Origin of the sequence: Nitrosomonas sp., assembly GCF_019752095.1 — a bacterium.
Classification (GTDB): domain Bacteria; phylum Pseudomonadota; class Gammaproteobacteria; order Burkholderiales; family Nitrosomonadaceae; genus Nitrosomonas.
The window spans coordinates 1-16,492 of sequence record NZ_JAIEMO010000031.1 but is presented as its reverse complement, the minus strand read 5'-3'; the positions used below and the strand labels follow the sequence as shown (position 1 = coordinate 16,492).

Genomic DNA, 16,492 nt, shown 5'->3' with positions numbered 1-16,492 from the left:
AAAATACCCCAATATTCACAAAAAAATCAGAAATTGTAACGAATCTGAAAATTCGTTGAATTTTGCAAAGGTCTCTCTCTGTTTATGAAATAAAAGTAAATGGCTCTATTATTTTTGTCTGGATGTGACAAAAAGTGTCATTTTATGTAGTCTGTTATTAGAAAAAATCGCATCTTACAGAAATAATTTCTTGTTATCGCGTAAAGCTTTTACCCCCCGGACTCCCCCTCTATAGCAATATTTGTACAACATTCGTTGTTTTTAAAAGTGCGGTACGTATCGTGAAAAATTTAATTGTGGCACAGTTTGTGCTTAATTATTATCGCAATATGAAAAGGGCAAACTTTGCGAAAGCAGAGGGCGCAAAGTCACTGATCTAAAGGGAGAGCATCCCAATGATAGCAGGACTGCCAGGCAACGCCACTTGTTTCACTTACGTATGTAGTGGACAGGTTACGAGTAATAAAACTTCAGAGCGTACCCATGCAGTTCCTTTCTTGAAACTTTAAGGAGGAATTATTTATGAAAACTAATGATCAATTTCTGATTATTAATTCGATAACACTAATCACCAGCACGAGAATCAGACAAGCGTATATATTAATAACTGCACTATTGTTCATTATTAGTATGATTATAGTGCCCTTAAACGCAGTGGCAGCTCCGATAGATCCCACTGCAGTCAAATGGCACCCAGGGCACTATTATATAATTAAGGGTTCCAGCAAAAATAATTCCACCTACTTGTCACAAGTATATAGCGAACTCGATGCAACACCTGCATTGAAAGGAATGATGATACGGTATTTCTGGAATGATCTGGAAAAATCAAAAGGTGTCTATGATTTTTCATCCATCGATAAACGGCTTGCTGAGCTGTCCGCCAGGGGAAAACGTCTGGTTATTCAGGTGCAGACAAAATCATTTAATAAAAGACAAGTTGTGCCAAGCTATATGAAGACTGCTGAGTATGAAGGTGGAGAATTTTATACTAGTGATTATGGCAGTACAGAAATAAGAGGGCGTAATATCAAATTGTGGAATCTCCAAGTGCGTAATCGCCTGACTGCATTATTCGAGGCAATGGGAAAGCGTTACAACTTGAATCCTCACTTTGAGGGTATCGGCATGATAGAAACTGCTTTTGGACAGCCTATTGAGCCAGTTTCAAACGCTCAGATTAATGGCTTCTATGACAACAAGATTATTGTACATCAGAAAATGCGTCAGTTTTTCCCCAATACAATGACGATTCAGGAGGTAAATTATCCGCGTCCAATTCTCACATCATTCGTAGGCAGCCTTAAAAATATCGGGACGGCATTGAGTAGCCCGGATCTATTTATTGAAGAAAAAGGGTTACTCTTTGAAGCAACGCAGTATGATCCTCACCAAGGAATTTATAATTACTATTCAGATTTCTCTGGCATGATACCTATGGTTCCCACGGTTATGCCAAAGAACTATAAAAATACGAAAGGTGATGGAAGCGGTTATGTGCCAACTATTTCTCAGATTCTGGCTTTTGCGCGAGATAAATTAGAGGCGAATTATATCTTTTGGACACGGGAAGCACATTACATGCAGGTATTGGAAGTGTTAAATCAAAATGCGCAAAAGAATTTTCCTGCAGGCGGTTTGAATCCTGCTTGTCCGGCGGCTTATTCATCTTGTGTGAACTAGCAATGATATTTCCAATAAACTGAATGGATAAAGTTTCGAATTTTTATAATGTTAAGACGCTGCACTGTAGATAGGAAGTAATAGCCGGAAATGCTAAATTTCTTATATATGACCAATGTGTTTTGTATTTTAAACAAGAGTTTTCCAGATATGGGAACCTATCTAGGGTTGTAGCAGTAACAATTAAGTATTGAAATATGAAAAAGGCAAACCCTGCGAAAGCAGGGGACGCAAAGTCACTGATCTAAAGGGCAGATGCCCCAGGATGGCAGGACCGCCAGGTAACGCAACTCGTTTTACTCACAGATGAGGAAAGGCGAGTCTCAAGTAATAAAACTTCAGCGCGTATCCACGCAGTTCCTGCCTTTTAACTAAATTAAAAGGAGGGGTCAAATGAACATCATTCCACAGTAGCGACAGGCACAATCCTGTGTCGCAATTTGAAAAAGGCAAACTCTGCGAAAGCAGGGGACGCAAAGTCACTGATCTAAAGGGCAGATGCCCCAGGATGGCAGGACTGCCAGATAACGCAGCTTGTTCTACTCAAGTATGAGAATAGACGAGTCTCAAGTAATAAAACTTCAGCGCGTATCCATGCAGTTCCTACCTTAAATTTTAAGGAGGAATTAATTATGAGAACCAATGATCAATTATTGGCTATCAATTTGGTAACACAAACAACTAGTACAAGTGTTAAACAAACACATATCTTAGTAGCGGCGTTAATGTTCATTATAAGTATGGTTCTAGCTCCGTTGAGCGTAATAGCAGCAACAACAGATCCTACTGCGGTCAAATGGCATCCAGGCCATTACTATACAATAATGAGTTGGGGCAATAACAATTCTAAATACCTATCCGAGGTATATAGTGAACTCAAAGCAACACCAGCGTTACGTGGAATACAAATGCGTTACTTATGGGCGGAACTTGAGAAATCAAAAGGTGTGTATGATTTTTCATCCATCGATAAACGTCTGGCTGAACTGACTGCTAGAAATAAACGCCTTGTCATTCAGGTGCAAACGAAATCATTTGATCCAAACTGGAAGCTCGTGCCGGACTACTTAAAAGGTGCTGCATATGAGAATGGGCAGTTCCCTTTTTCTGATTACGGCTCAACCACTATTAGGGGATACAACATTAAGTTGTGGAACCCCCAAGTGAGGGATCGTTTGATTGCCTTATTTAAGGTACTTGGAGAGCGCTACAATTCACACCCTAACTTTGAGGGTATCGGTATGATTGAAAGCGCTATGGGGCAGCCTCTTGAGCCGATATCCAGTGCTCAAGCGGATGAATTTTATGTGAATATGATTCGGGTGAATCAGAAGATGCGCTTATTCTTCCCCAATACAATGACGATTCAGGAAGTAAATTACCCGCGCCCAGTTCTCAATTCACTTGTAACCCAACTTAGGGATATGGGAGCAACACTGAGTGGTCCAGATACTTTCCAGGACGAAAAAAGTTTGAATTTTAAAGCTACCCAATATGACCCCTACCAGGGAGTTTATAATTACTATTCAGATTTTTCTGGCATGATGGCTATGGCGCCGCAGGTTATGCGAAAAAATTATGAGAATACGAGAAATGATGGGACAGGTTATGCACCTACTGTTTCAGATATTCTGGTTTTTGCCCGCGATACCTTGCGTGCCAATTACATTTTCTGGTCACGAATTCCAGAATACAACGATCAGGTACTGGAGGTATTAAACTGGGCTGAGCAAACAAGCGATCCAGCTGGCGGATTGAATCCAGTATGCCCAACAGCCTATTCGTCTTGTACTGACTAGTAGTCTTTTTTGATAAATTCACGAGAAGCCTATGCTTTTAAAGTATAGGCTTCTTGTCTACCCAAGCTTCGCGAAGATCATCGTTTTGAGTCAAGCAAGATAGATGCTAATTTTTTTATAACAATTGTTAACATTGAAAACCCATGCTCCTTAATCTTTAGTAACTGATTCGATGAAGGTGCGGAATAAATATAGCCTAGTTTACTATCATTTACCCGGCCGTGTCGGTAATCGTCGATGTTCGCTTCTAGGATGTTGTGACAATTGACAAGCACGGCGGAAAGTCAACAGTGTTTTTTGTGCACAACCCAGAACCGTATCGGAAGAATAGCCATTTGTTGTGTCTTCTGTGCTAACTCCTGTCGGTAATCCAGTCAATAATGCCAATCCCTGAGTAACATGCTGCATCGTATGGATTGTAAATAAACCTTGTTCTACGGCTTCAATTACTGAGCGATCCAGCATTAGATGTGGTCGATTCTGATGGGGAATCAACACTCCTTGCTCGCCGGTTAAACCCATTTTATCGCACAGTTTGAAGTAACCTTCAATCTTGTCATTGATGCCTCCAACCGGCAAGACTTCGCCATATTGATTCAGAGCACCTGTTACGGCTATGCTCTGTTTTAGCGGTACATCTGACAGCGACGACAACAGTGCATAAAATTCTGCACAAGACGCAGAATCCCCTTCTATGCTGGTGTATTCCTGCTCAAACACAATTGATGCACTAAGCGCAAGCGGTGCAATGTGGGCAAATAATCCAGTCAGGTAGTTTTGTAATATCAACATGCCCTTATCATGAATCGGGCCAGACATATCCACTTCGCGGGCAATATTGAGTACCCCGTCCTCTCCCGCGAATGCGCGTGCGGTGATACGTATCGAGGTGCCAAAACTATGATCGCCCAAATCAATCTGCGTCAGTGCGTTAAGTTGACCCACTTCCATTCCCTGCACTGCAATAGCGATTTCGCCCTCAAGAATACTTTCCTGTAAACGTAAGTCAGGATAATTATGACGCAGTATACGTGCTTGAAGCGCTGCTGAAATATCGATCACTTCTACTATTCGGCCGTGACGTGCTTTGCAAAATGCGGCGCTTTCCAGCAGTAGCATTTCTATGCGTGCGAAAATAGCGCTTTGACGCTTTTGATCCTCCACTTCCCGGTGCGACTCTTCAAGCAAACGCGCGACCGAAGCCGCCGAGAAATGTGGTAATTGCGCAACAGCACAGACATTTGCTACGAGTACAGCCGATGCTTGATAAGTTCTTGTGCTGGCGATAAAGCTTGCGGAAAAATCAACCTTCACCCTGAATCGTCGCATAAACTCTGGATCGATTTCTTGCAAATCGTAATATGCATCACGCGATCCGATCAGGATAATTTTGACATTTACTTCCACCGATTCGGGCTCAAGGGACACGGGTGTATTGGAAGTCAATGCCGAGCCTGGTTCTTCGATTTGCAGCCGCTTACTACGCAAGAATCGCCGCAATCTTATCCATAATGAATCATCGGTTAGTAAATCATCGAGGTGCAACATAAGAAATCCGCCATGAGCCTTTAGCAAGCTACCGGCACGAATGCGCATAAAATCGGTTTTTAGCTTGCCATTTTCGAATTGATAATCGATGCCGCCAAACAATGCATATGTGGAAGGATTGTCCTCAATAAAAACCGGTGCACCCTGTACATCAGCATTGTCCACTACTAAATTGATCTGATAGCGGGAGAAAATCCGATGTAGTTCTGTCTGCTGCTTTTCTTCCTCAATATTATCCGCTTCAAACAGCGCCAAATTGTCGAGGATATCCGATTCCATTTGCGCAAAAAAAGTTTTCAATCGTTTGTTGAGCCTTAACTGCTGTTGTAATCCCTTCTGGATTTTTTTTGATTCAAGACTCAATAAAGGTTGAACAAGACGTCGTTGCAATGCGGCTAATTCGCTATTTCTTTCTTTCTCTATCAGTTTGAATTCATCAAGATACTGTACAATCGCTTCTCGCAATGCCTGCTCGGCTTGTTCTATTTCGATCCTGCGTGCCTTGGGCAACTTTAATAAATTTTCTGCTGTGAGAATCTCGTTTTTTTCATCCAGCAAAGTAAAAACAATCTGCTCGTTTTCACGATGTATGGTGAAATGCAGAGATTCAGCAAACTTATCCAGCTTGGTGTAAGCTTGATCGGCTGCTGTTTTAAACTTCTTCTCGATGTGATTACTGTTAAGTTTGAAATCCTGCCCGTTCAAGCACTGTGCGATGTTAGCTGGCAACGATTTTGCCAGTTGCAGCAATAACTGACGTAGCGCTCGACCTTGTCCGGAAGGTAAATGCAAAGCTAATGGCTTCTCTGGTGCGATAAAATTGTGTAGAAAGCACAAATCTGGAGAAGAATACCTTTCGGCTGCTGCGGCAATCATCGCTTGATGCAGTAAAGTAGTGCGTCCCGATCCCGCTTCCCCTAGAACAAATAAATGATAATCCGGCTGCATCATACCTAAGCCAAAGCGTGCAGCTACTTCTGCTTGTTCCTGTCCAATCCAGGATAACGGGCGTTGCAATAACTCCGAAGTGTCTGAAAATTCCAACGAGTCCGGGTTGATGGTAATACGTAATTGGGATGGATCTAACTCGTGAGTCGACATATTGGGATAATGATCCGAAAACGATAATGTTTTGCAAATTGCTCGTATTGTACCTATTTAATAGGTACTGAAAAGTCTTTGTCAATTGTTATTGGGGTAGTAGTTTTTCTGGGTTGTTAATAGAGATATATTCTGACACTGACAGCTTGATCTTTCTCCATCAAAAGATTCAAGAATATTACAGTTTTTGCTATTCGGTAATTCGATTTAAGTGAGCGATAATGGGTGCAATAATGGCCGTGCTTATGCTCAAGAAATTGAGGGACTTTGATCGTCAGTTTTCGGTCGCTAGGCTGGATGATGTTCTTCCCATACATAGCGGTATCAATAATTACAACCATCAATTGAATCGACTTGCTCGGTGCACATGCCGATTTCGTGTAGTGAATAGAGAAGGTTGTGGTAAGTTCATGTCAAGTTATCGCTGATGCAAGTTTCAGCACTGAGTCAGTGGAGTCAAGCAGTATCAGTATGTCTGATCTAAACAAATTGAGCTGATGAATCGCACTGCTGTCTTAGTACTTTTAATCACCATTTCGACCAGTAATTACATGGAAATGTAATGTTTTTGATCGAAATGGTGAAAGTGCCTTGACGATCTATTTCAGATGTTTGTGAGTACTTCAGAGACGTTTAGGTATGCTTGCTTATGGTCTATACTACGGACGTGCGCATCCGGAATCTTCCTGAACTACGTGAATCTTGTTAGCAGCAAGTTCTGTAAGGTTCGTGTGAATCCCTGAAGGCCATTCCACAGTTGCTGATTCGGCAATTAAATTTTTTGCCAGGCCAAAATGAAGTCGACGATCGTCCTGAACACCATTGCGCATACCCCCTGCTTGCAGGCGAGCTTGCTTGATTCCGCCGGCCGTGACTATCACACGCGCACCGATACCATCGCGATTAGATTGGCAGCCCACAAGATCAATTTTTAGCCAATGATTACTTCCGCCCTTGTTACGCAAGAGAAATTGGCGGCCGTAATTAAATGGATATTCAAGTCTTCCTCCGTCGGTAACTAGCAGGTCGAGATAACCATCATTGTCGTAGTCGGCCATACTGACCCTTCCGCCGTTGCCAATGTTTATGGTGCTTGCTCCGCCCGCATTGAACACAGGTATAAATGTCCCACCAATATTCTCGAGTAAGATATTGTGTCTATTGCGAAGCCCATTAGCGCATGCAATATAGACATCGAGATCCATGTCATTGTCGAAGTCACCGACAGCGATCGAACGACATGAATCTGCTAAGTCATATCCAAAGTTTTCAGCAACAATAAATTCACCTTCGCGCCGGGATAGCATTACCAGTTTGCTACCAAGATCTTTGGTCCAAAATTCACGTCCATCTGAGGCAACTTTCTCAAATATACTATCGATTGATACAAATTTTGCTCGAAAATTATCTGCTCCTTGAATCTTAACTCTCCATTCTCTGATACTCGGTATCCATCCTATATAAATGCCTGGTGATACCTGCAGTTTCGAGTTCACGATGCCGATCATGTCAGGATTGGCAGAATCCAATGTCAATTGGACAGTATACCGTTTCTCGCCGTCGACAACCTCGGGAACAAGCTCTGCCACCTGAATGCCAGATTTACCGGCATGTATCATGCTCGGAGTCCAAGGATCAAATGCTCCATAAATTTGGATAGACAATTTGGTTGGTCCATTGAACCAGAAATTCAGGCTTCCTTTTTCTATTGACGACATTCCATGTGTGTCGACAAGAACTTGACGGCGGGTTTTTTTGTTCAGTATCCATGAGCTAACCGTTGGAGCTTGCAAAACTAATAGATCATCTTCAAGATCCCCATCAAAGTCTGCAACTGCTACATCCTGTAAGTATCTAAATTGATGGCGAGATGTTTTAGGTATGGGCAAAGGCTTAGTGCTCCCTAGTCGATATAGCTCCTGAGGATAAAATATCCAGCCGGATGTTAACAAGTGCACAGCCGAATCGAAGTAAGCCAATTGGGTAAATTCTCCGATAGTCTTTTTTGTCATGCCTGGAACAGGACTGAAAGTTCCATCCTTTTGCTGCAACATCAATCGGCTAGGTCCTAGATCGTCAAATGGACGTTTCACATTGGTCATGTAAAGATCCAGCAGACCATCATTATTCCAATCCAGCCACAGTGGTGTCCGCCCACGACCAAAACTATCATTCAGTCCAAGCACTGCGGCTTCATCGGTTAGCCTGCCCATATGGTTAACGTAAAACGCCTTATTGTCAGCAGCAATACCTCCCCGGTTTCCGTAAAGTTCTATGAGATCCTGATCACCATCATTGTCAAAATCAGCCCAAGCGCCGCCATGAGCGTCGCGTAAGGGATCTCCATCCCAAAACTCCCTCAGCCTTTCACTGAAGGTGCCATCACCATTGTTTATGTACAATTGAGGTCGCGTCGTATGGTTGCCGATCCACACATCAAGCCAGCCGTCCCCATCAAAGTCGCCCCAAGCTGAACCGTAGCCTGTGTAAAGAGAAGTTGCGAGACCCGCCGATTTAGTTTGATCCTCAAATGCAATTTCAGCGCTCAATGTTTGGATGTGTCCGAGAAAAAAAACAACAGAAAAGTAGAACATTATTCTTATTAACTTACTCATACATTATGTCCGCTTGGAGATGATTATATATTATTGTAATATGAAAAATTAGATTTGAATTTTTTGTCAGAATCTATGAATGCATTGCAGGAATTCATGATTTATTATTTGAGGGAATATAACCGGCTGGCTGTTCTGCGCCTGAACCAAAGAAATGCGCTTCCAATTGCTCGGCCAAGTATTTGCGCGCTTTTGCGTCTGAAAGATTTAAGCGATTTTCGTTGACTAGCATAGTTTGGTGTTCTATCCATTGATGCCATGCTTCTTTGGAAACATTTTCAAAGATACGCTTGCCCAATTCTCCGGGGTAGGTTTGGAAATCCAGGCCTTCGGCTTCACGGCCCAGTTTGATGCATTTTACTATTCTTGTCATTTGTGCTCCAGATCAATCAAAAAAGATGCTCAAAAAGAAAAAACTGTCATTATGAGATGTTCATTTCCTCGAGTAAACCATCAGCGCATATATGCATGGTAAAGCTACAAGTATTTAACTAATACCTTCGAACGGCGCTGATAGTTATATAAATTCTGTTTGGCTTGTGGTAATTCGGCGGTTGTGGTTTCGCTAAAGCCGTGCTCAATAAACCAGTGTGTCGCGTGTGTAGTAAGTACAAATAAGATATCGATACCTTGAGAGATAGCTTTTTTTTCGATATGTTTTAGCAGATGGTTGCCGCGTCCTTGATCGCGATAATCCGGATGGATTGCCAAACAAGCAAGTTCGCAGGCATGTTCCTCGGGAAATGGATATAGAGCTGCACAGCCCAACATGATGCCATCATGTTCCAGCACTGTAAAACGATCGATTTCAATTTCCAGTAATTCACGTCCGCGCCTGACTAGAATGCCTTCGGCTTCCAGTGGTTCAATCAATTGCAAGATGCCGCCAACATCTTCAATTTTAGCTTTTCTAAGCGCTTGAAGTGTTTCTTGCGAGATCATTGTACCGATGCCATGGTGTGTGAAAAGCTCTTGCAGGATGGCGCCATCGTTACCACGATTGATCAGATGCGTGCGTGTCACACCCATTTCACAGGCTCTGGTGGCCGATTGTAGTGATGACCGGAGCGTATCCGGTATTAATGGCATTGTTCCAGGGATTTTATTTTCTAAGAATAATTTGCTTTCCGCGACAGTGAACTCACGTGGTAGCGTTCTTAGTGTATCGGTTTCTGAGAATCTGAAATCCACGGTATCCAACAAAAAAATTAGTTTCTCGGCATTGAGTGCTATTGCGACTTCCGTCGCTACATTTTCCATTGTCAAATTGAAGATTTCGCCAGTTGGTGAGTAGCCTAATGGTGAAATCAGCGTTACATCTCCTTGCTCTAAACGCGAATGAATCGCTTGTGTGTTGATCTTGCGCACCTTTCCAGTGTGCATCAGGTCAATGCCTTGTATAATGCCATGCGGGCATGCGGTGACAAAATTTCCGCTGGCGACACGAATAGCCGCATTGGCCATTGGTGAATTGGGTAACCCCATCGACAGCAGGGCAGCAATTTCATGATGCGCGCGTCCTACGGCTTCTTTTGCGCATTGCAATGCTGCGGGGTCAGTTACTCGCATGCCCATGACTGTTTGGGTTTCCAATTGTGATTCATCTAGACGTAGTTGAATTTGTGGGCGTGCACCATGCACCAGTACCAATCGGACACCTAGACTGGCAAGTAAGTTGATGTCGTGAATGAAATGAACAAATTTTGCATCGGTGATCATTTCACCACCAAAACCGAGGACGAAAATTTTGTCACGGAATGCATGGATATAAGGTGCGACTGAACGAAACCAGGAAACAAATTCAATCATGGAATCCATTTTATTATTGGAAGTCATCATCAATAATCTCCCCAGAGTACCTGCATCGCTGCAACGGTTGCTAAACCTGCACTTTCGGTGCGCAGTATGCGTTTTCCTAAGCGCAGTGGAATAAAATCGGAATGTAAAGTAGCCGTTTCTTCTTCTGGTGTAAATCCCCCTTCAGGTCCGATCGCAAGTGCTATATTGGCATCGGCAGGTGGTTTGGGGGTGTTTTTTAGACCTGTTGTGGCTTTGGTAGATAGCATGAAATGCAGATCATGCGCGGAACGCATGGCTTTCTTTTGGCTCAACCAATCCCATAGAGAAATTAACGGGAGTATTTGCGGCAAATGGTTTCTACCACATTGTTCACAGGCGGAGATGATGGTTTTTTTCCAGTGCTGGAGGCGTCTGGAAGAGCGTTCATCGGATAAATGCACAATGCAGCGTGCAGTTAAAACTGGTTGAATACGAGTTATACCGAGCTCTACTGATTTTTGTATGATCCAGTCCATTTTTTCGTTGACGCAGATGGCTTGGGCGAGTTCAATTGACAATTGTGACTCCCGATCTATGTCGTGATAGGCATCGATGATTATCGTGGTGCTAGATTTGTTAAGCGATTCAATATGTGCGGAGAATTCTCCGCCAAGCCCGTTAAATAACGTAATTGGATCGCCATTCTTCAGCCGTAGCACGCGTGCTGCATGATGTTTATTTTCAGCTGATAATTCGATGATTTTTCCAACAATAATTTCCTCTGGATGATAAAAGCGTGCATGCATGATGGGCTGGGTTTAGGCAAGTGGAGGAGCAAGTGGCAAATTCAATAAATAGACTCATGATAATATAACATGTTATGAATCTAGCATTATTTGACCAGCATATAGATTATAAAGGCAGCAAGCTGGAAAAGTATTTTTGCAATATTATCAAGAGTGGGAGAAGGCATATGGCAAGTTTGGAAACACCGGTGTGTGATTTTGGTTGGAAAGCTATTGATTTTGATTTGCCGGGTGTCGACGGCAAGCGTTATAACCTGGTTTCCGCTAAAGGTGAAAACGGGCTGCTAGTGATGTTCATTTGTAATCATTGTCCATATGTCAAGGCGATACAGGATCGTATTATTCGCGATGTCAATGAGCTGAAGCTCCATGGTGTGAATGCTATCGCGATCATGTCGAATGATCCCGCAGACTACCCAGAAGATTCTTTTGAAAATATGGCCTTGATTGCGAAACAGCTAAATTATCCTTTTCCTTATGTCTGGGATGAAACCCAGGAAATAGCCAAGCAATATGGGGCAGTTTGTACCCCCGATTTTTTTGGTTTCAATAATCAGCTGCAGTTGCAATATCGCGGACGCCTGGATGCCTCGCGCAAAGAAGCGTCGCCCGCAGATGTTCGTCGCGATTTGTTTCAAGCCATGTTGCAGGTTGCTAAAACCGGGCATGGTCCGGAAGAACAAATTCCTAGCATTGGTTGCTCAATCAAGTGGCGTTCGGAGGCATAGTGCTAGAAAATGTTATCACGGCTGTGAAGGATGTTGCTCAGCAAGTCATTATGCCGCGTTATCTGCGAGTTGACCGACAGCTTAAAGCGGATGGTAGTTTTTTTACCGAGGCGGATGTTGCGGCACAAAATGCCTTGCTGGATAAGTTGCAGAAAATTTGCCCAGCTGCCGCCATGGGTGAGGAAATGACCGAACAAGAGCAGGAGGCGCAATGGATTGAGGGAGATACAGGATTGTGGAGTGTTGACCCGATTGACGGTACTTCCAATTTTTTTAATGGATTGCCTTATTTTGCGATTTCAGTGGCTTTTATGGAGCAAGGAAAGGGCGTTCTGGGCGTGATTTATAACCCGGTGACGGATGAGATGTTTTATGCAACTCAAGGCGGAGGCGCTTTTTTGAATGGAGTCGCGTTGCCGCTCAAGCGATATGTTCCTGCATTATCAAGCGCGATGGCAAATATCGATTTGAAGCGGCTTGACCGAAGATTCGCAGCCAAAGTGGCTGCTTACCCGCCGTTCGCCTCACAGAGAAACTATGGAGCTTGTGCGCTGGAGTGGTGTTATACCGCTGCAGGTTATTTTGATTTGTATTTGCATGGCGGACAAAAGCCTTGGGATTATGCGGCTGGATCGTTAATTCTCAAAGAGGCAGGCGGCAGTATGTGCGGTTTTGAGCACGATGATTATTGGGCGGGTTCGCCGTGGCATCGATCTGTGATAGCAGCATTGGATCCTGGGCTATTTATGCAGTGGCGCGATTGGGTGCGTGAGAATCGGAAGGAATAGGTAATTGAAAATTATTATTCTGGGTGCGGGCCAGGTTGGTTCAACAGTCGCTGAAAGTTTGGTGAGTGAAGCTAATGATATTACCATGGTTGATATTGATCCAGAGCGTTTGGCATTTTTGCAAGATCGTTTAGATTTGCGCACCGTAGTTGGCAATGCTTCACATCCTTCTGTTTTGGTCAATGCTGGTGCACATGATGCAGATATGGTACTGGCGGTGACTGGCCACGATGAGACCAATTTGGTGGCGTGTAAACTGGCTGCTACTTTATTTAACACACCCACTAAAATTGCGCGGATTCGATCGACTGAGTATTCGGCATATCCGGAAATTTTCTCAAGCGAGAATTTTTGCGTTGATTTTGCCATTAGTCCAGAACAAATTCTGACAGAGTATATTGAGAAGCTGATCGAATTCCCCGAGGCGCTGCAAGTGCTAGATTTTGCGTCGGGAAAAGTAAGTCTGGTTGCTGTGCGTGCATTAAAAGGCGGGTCTCTGGTTGGGCAACAGTTGCAGGAATTACGGAAGCATGTTCCCAATGTGGATTCACGTGTTGCAGCTATTTTTCGCAAAGATCGACCGATTATTCCCGAGGGGGATACCGTGATTGAAACGGAAGATGAAGTATTTTTTATTGCTGCTACTGAAGATATTCGGGCTGTGATGCGGGAGTTGCGAAAAATGGATAAGCCGGTCGAATATGTGATGATAGCCGGTGGTGGAAAAATTGGCAGACGACTCGGCTTAACGCTGGAAAAAGATTATCAGGTCAAGATAATTGAGCGAAATCATCAAGCCTGTGAGCGTTTGGCGGGTGAGCTGAGTAATGCGTTGGTATTGCACGGCGATGTGACGGATGAAACTTTATTGGACGATGAAAACATTGCCGAGATGGATATGTTTTGCGCACTCACAAATGATGATGAAAACAATATCATGTCCGCATTATTGGCAAAGCGCATGGGAGCACATAAAGTCATTGCGTTGATTAATCGTCGCGCTTATGTGGATTTGGTGCAAAGTAGCGGGATAGATATCGCTATCTCTCCTGCGCAAGTCACGATCGGTTCATTATTGGCTTACGTCCGGCATGGTGATGTTGCCGCTGTACATAGCTTGCGTCGCGGTGCGGCAGAAGCATTGGAATTGGTAGCGCATGGCGATGCTAGATCATCTAATGTGGTTGGGCGTAGAATAGATGAGATTAAGTTGCCAAAAGGCGCGACAATAGGTGCTATCGTGCGTGGTCTACCTAAATCGGAAGGACTGTTTGGTGGGGATTCAACATTGGAGCAAGATGAAATATCTCGCGAATTTAGCAGCGAGATCAAAGTCATTATCGCACATCATGACACGATTATTGAGTCAGAGGATCACGTGATTTTATTCGTGATCAATAGAAAGATGATTCGTGAAGTAGAAAAACTGTTTCAGGTTAGTGTTGGTTTTCTGTAACTAAAGATCACATGAATCGACTTTTTACTGTTGTAAATGTACTGGGTAAGATGATATCGGTATTTGGACTGACAATGCTTATTCCTCTTGGATTGGCATTGTGGGGCAACGATGGCGCGCAGTTAGTCTTTGAAGAATCCATTTTAATTACTTTGAGTTGTGGTTTGATCATGTGGCTGGTGACACGTCGCTATCATCGTGAACTACAAATAAAAGATGGTTTCCTGCTGGTTGTGTTGGTTTGGTCAGTATTGCCGGCTTTTGCTATGTTGCCATTGCTATTTTACTTGCCAGAACTCAATCTTAGTATGGCCTATTTTGAGGCAGTTTCCGGATTAACAGCGACTGGTGGCACGGTATTGTCTGGATTGGATAATCTGCCACCGTCTATCAATTTATGGCGCGGTGAAATGGTTTGGCTTGGAGGAATGGGCTTGATCGTTTTGGCAGTTGCGATTTTGCCATTATTGGGGGTAGGCGGTCGGCAGTTACTAAATGCTGAAATACCCGGACCTATGAAGGAGAGTAAACTAACTCCACGTATTGCAGAGACAGCTAAGGGGCTGTGGTCGATCTACGCAAGCCTGACCTTGATATGTGCTGTCGCCTACAAATGGGCCGGTATGGATTGGTTCGACGCTGTTATGCATGCTTTCACGACTTTAGGCTTAGGCGGATTTTCATCTCATGATGCCAGCTATGGTTATTGGGATTCGCCGCTTATAGAGTCAGTTGCTATCATCTTTATGTTGATTGCGGGGATAAACTTTGCAACACATTTTCTGGCTTGGCGGGCAAAAAGTTTAATTTCTTATCGCTATGATTCCGAAGTGGGTTGGTATGCGATGGTTATTTTTCTTAGCTGTCTTGGATTGGCATTTTATCTATGGATTAACAATGTCTTTGCCGAACCGCTGATTGCATTGCGCTATGCTGCTTTTAATGTGGTTTCAGTTGCAACAACTACTGGTTACAGTAATGCTGATTACAGCTTATGGCCCATGTTCGCTCCATTGTGGATGTTGTTTTTATCTGGTTTTTGTACTTCCTCAGGCTCCACCGGCGGTGGCATTAAAATGATTCGTGCGCGCATTTTGTATCAGCAGGTATATCGCGAAATCATTATGATCATGCATCCTAATGCAGTTATTCCTGCTAAGTTAGGTCGGAGTGTTCTGGCTAATCGAGTTATTTTTGCGGTGCTTGTGTTTTTATTTATCTACTCAGCAAGCATAGTATTAATGGCATTGGCGCTAACATTAAGTGGGTTGGATGCTATTACATCTTTCTCAGCAGCAGTAGCCTGCATCAATAATCTCGGCCCGGGTCTTGGGGGTATTGGACCAGCAACGACTTATGCATCGCTGACAGACCTTCAAACATGGATATGCAGTTTTGCTATGCTGTTGGGTAGATTAGAGTTTTTTACAGTGTTGGCTATTTTTGTGCCTGCTTTCTGGAGGAAGTGAAATTTTACTTACTGACTGAAAAACTATGGGCAGTGATAATTTATTTTGAGCAGTGTAAACACTTAATGGCAAAATGACCAATAATATGCTGTTGATAAAGCTTGCTTAATAATCATGAGGAGCTTGCATGGACAATACCGGTGTTTTGAAAGGTATTAAGGTTATGATTATTGATGATAGTAGTACGATTCGAAGGAGCGCTGAAATTTTCTTAAAGCCATTTGGATGTGAAGTTGTTCTAGCGGAGAATGGTTTCGAAGCAATGTCAAAAGTTGTAGATAATCACCCGGATATTATTTTTGTGGATATCACGATGCCGCGATTGGATGGCTATCAAGCATGTATGCTAATTAAAAAGAATCCAATTTATCAGTCAATTCCTGTCATTATGTTATCCAGTAAAGATGGTTTATTTGATAAAGCTCGAGGAAGAATAGCGGGATCTAATAGCTACCTGACAAAACCATTCACCGCTGACGGTTTATTTAGCATAATACGAAATTATATCGAGTGATACACCGATCACTAGGGGATTAGGGTTTAGTAATAAAGATAAATATTTGCCATTCACATTGAATTGTAGTCGTTAGTATTTGTATAAAATGGAATTAAGCGAAGTATTAGTAAAAGTCCTTTTAAGGATGAAGGTAATTTTATGACAAATGACTTGACTTTGAACCCCAAGGTCGACTAGCCTGAGAGGTGTAGCTAAAAGTAGGG

General features: G+C 43.1%; 12 protein-coding genes and 3 riboswitches. Of the genes, 7 read left to right on the top strand and 5 right to left on the bottom strand.

Going from position 1 to position 16,492, the window contains the following annotated elements; all coding sequences use genetic code 11:
* Window positions 1–327 precede the first annotated feature (327 nt).
* Window positions 328–415, top strand: a riboswitch (cyclic di-GMP riboswitch).
* Window positions 416–783: 368 nt separating this feature from the next.
* Both K2Q13_RS09620 and K2Q13_RS09615 read left to right on the top strand, forming a co-directional pair.
* Window positions 784–1,683 carry a glycoside hydrolase gene (locus K2Q13_RS09620; protein WP_292920846.1) on the top strand — a complete coding sequence of 300 codons (900 nt, stop codon included), beginning with the start codon at window positions 784–786 and terminating at the stop codon, window positions 1,681–1,683.
* A 195-nt stretch (window positions 1,684–1,878) separates the two neighbouring features.
* Window positions 1,879–1,965: riboswitch (cyclic di-GMP riboswitch) on the top strand.
* Window positions 1,966–2,121: 156 nt separating this feature from the next.
* Window positions 2,122–2,208, top strand: a riboswitch (cyclic di-GMP riboswitch).
* Between the two features lie 107 nt (window positions 2,209–2,315).
* Window positions 2,316–3,482, top strand: coding sequence for a glycoside hydrolase (locus K2Q13_RS09615; RefSeq protein WP_292920845.1), 1,167 nt, complete (start codon window positions 2,316–2,318; stop codon window positions 3,480–3,482).
* Between the two features lie 207 nt (window positions 3,483–3,689).
* On the opposite strand, the gene K2Q13_RS09610 is transcribed toward K2Q13_RS09615, so the two are convergent.
* The 5 genes from K2Q13_RS09610 to K2Q13_RS09590 form a co-directional block, all read right to left on the bottom strand.
* Window positions 3,690–6,131: an ATP-binding protein gene (locus K2Q13_RS09610; RefSeq protein WP_292920844.1), complete on the bottom strand. Its 2,442-nt coding sequence runs from the start codon at window positions 6,129–6,131 to the stop codon at window positions 3,690–3,692.
* A gap of 659 nt (window positions 6,132–6,790) precedes the next feature.
* Window positions 6,791–8,746, bottom strand: coding sequence for a CRTAC1 family protein (locus K2Q13_RS09605; RefSeq protein ID WP_292920843.1), 1,956 nt, complete (start codon window positions 8,744–8,746; stop codon window positions 6,791–6,793).
* A gap of 94 nt (window positions 8,747–8,840) precedes the next feature.
* Window positions 8,841–9,119: an oxidative damage protection protein gene (locus K2Q13_RS09600; protein WP_292920842.1), complete on the bottom strand. Its 279-nt coding sequence runs from the start codon at window positions 9,117–9,119 to the stop codon at window positions 8,841–8,843.
* A gap of 104 nt (window positions 9,120–9,223) precedes the next feature.
* Window positions 9,224–10,582 (bottom strand): amino-acid N-acetyltransferase, encoded by a 1,359-nt coding sequence (argA, locus tag K2Q13_RS09595; RefSeq protein WP_292920847.1) that lies wholly within the window; start codon window positions 10,580–10,582, stop codon window positions 9,224–9,226.
* Between the two features lie 2 nt (window positions 10,583–10,584).
* Entirely contained in the window at window positions 10,585–11,331 is a 747-nt protein-coding gene (locus tag K2Q13_RS09590; RefSeq protein WP_292920841.1) for a 16S rRNA (uracil(1498)-N(3))-methyltransferase, read from the bottom strand.
* Window positions 11,332–11,498: 167 nt separating this feature from the next.
* On the opposite strand from K2Q13_RS09590, the gene K2Q13_RS09585 reads away from it, so the two are divergent.
* From K2Q13_RS09585 to K2Q13_RS09565, 5 genes are all read left to right on the top strand, one after another.
* The gene (locus K2Q13_RS09585; protein WP_292920840.1) at window positions 11,499–12,059 is read left to right on the top strand and encodes a thioredoxin family protein; all 561 of its coding nucleotides are present in this window, start codon (window positions 11,499–11,501) and stop codon (window positions 12,057–12,059) included.
* Window positions 12,059–12,847, top strand: a complete 789-nt coding sequence (locus K2Q13_RS09580; RefSeq protein WP_292920839.1) for an inositol monophosphatase — start codon at window positions 12,059–12,061, stop codon at window positions 12,845–12,847. Before K2Q13_RS09585 ends, K2Q13_RS09580 begins: the two co-directional genes overlap by 1 nt.
* Before the next feature lie 4 nt (window positions 12,848–12,851).
* Window positions 12,852–14,303: a Trk system potassium transporter TrkA gene (gene trkA / locus K2Q13_RS09575; RefSeq protein WP_292920838.1), complete on the top strand. Its 1,452-nt coding sequence runs from the start codon at window positions 12,852–12,854 to the stop codon at window positions 14,301–14,303.
* An 11-nt stretch (window positions 14,304–14,314) separates the two neighbouring features.
* On the top strand, window positions 14,315–15,772 hold the full coding sequence (locus K2Q13_RS09570; protein WP_292920837.1) for a potassium transporter TrkG: 1,458 nt from the start codon (window positions 14,315–14,317) through the stop codon (window positions 15,770–15,772).
* Window positions 15,773–15,899: 127 nt separating this feature from the next.
* On the top strand, window positions 15,900–16,286 hold the full coding sequence (locus tag K2Q13_RS09565) for a response regulator (protein WP_292920836.1): 387 nt from the start codon (window positions 15,900–15,902) through the stop codon (window positions 16,284–16,286).
* Window positions 16,287–16,492: the final 206 nt, after the last annotated feature.

Bases quoted from the DNA above. Each gene is read 5' to 3' on its own strand.
- K2Q13_RS09615 (WP_292920845.1), top strand. From the start codon at position 2,316: ATGAGAACCAATGATCAATTATTGGCTATCAATTTGGTAACACAAACA.
- K2Q13_RS09610 (WP_292920844.1), bottom strand. From the start codon at position 6,131: ATGTCGACTCACGAGTTAGATCCATCCCAATTACGTATTACCATCAAC.
- K2Q13_RS09605 (WP_292920843.1), bottom strand. From the start codon at position 8,746: ATGAGTAAGTTAATAAGAATAATGTTCTACTTTTCTGTTGTTTTTTTT.
- K2Q13_RS09600 (WP_292920842.1), bottom strand. From the start codon at position 9,119: ATGACAAGAATAGTAAAATGCATCAAACTGGGCCGTGAAGCCGAAGGC.
- argA (WP_292920847.1), bottom strand. From the start codon at position 10,582: ATGACTTCCAATAATAAAATGGATTCCATGATTGAATTTGTTTCCTGG.
- K2Q13_RS09590 (WP_292920841.1), bottom strand. From the start codon at position 11,331: ATGCATGCACGCTTTTATCATCCAGAGGAAATTATTGTTGGAAAAATC.
- K2Q13_RS09585 (WP_292920840.1), top strand. From the start codon at position 11,499: ATGGCAAGTTTGGAAACACCGGTGTGTGATTTTGGTTGGAAAGCTATT.
- K2Q13_RS09570 (WP_292920837.1), top strand. From the start codon at position 14,315: ATGAATCGACTTTTTACTGTTGTAAATGTACTGGGTAAGATGATATCG.
- K2Q13_RS09565 (WP_292920836.1), top strand. From the start codon at position 15,900: ATGGACAATACCGGTGTTTTGAAAGGTATTAAGGTTATGATTATTGAT.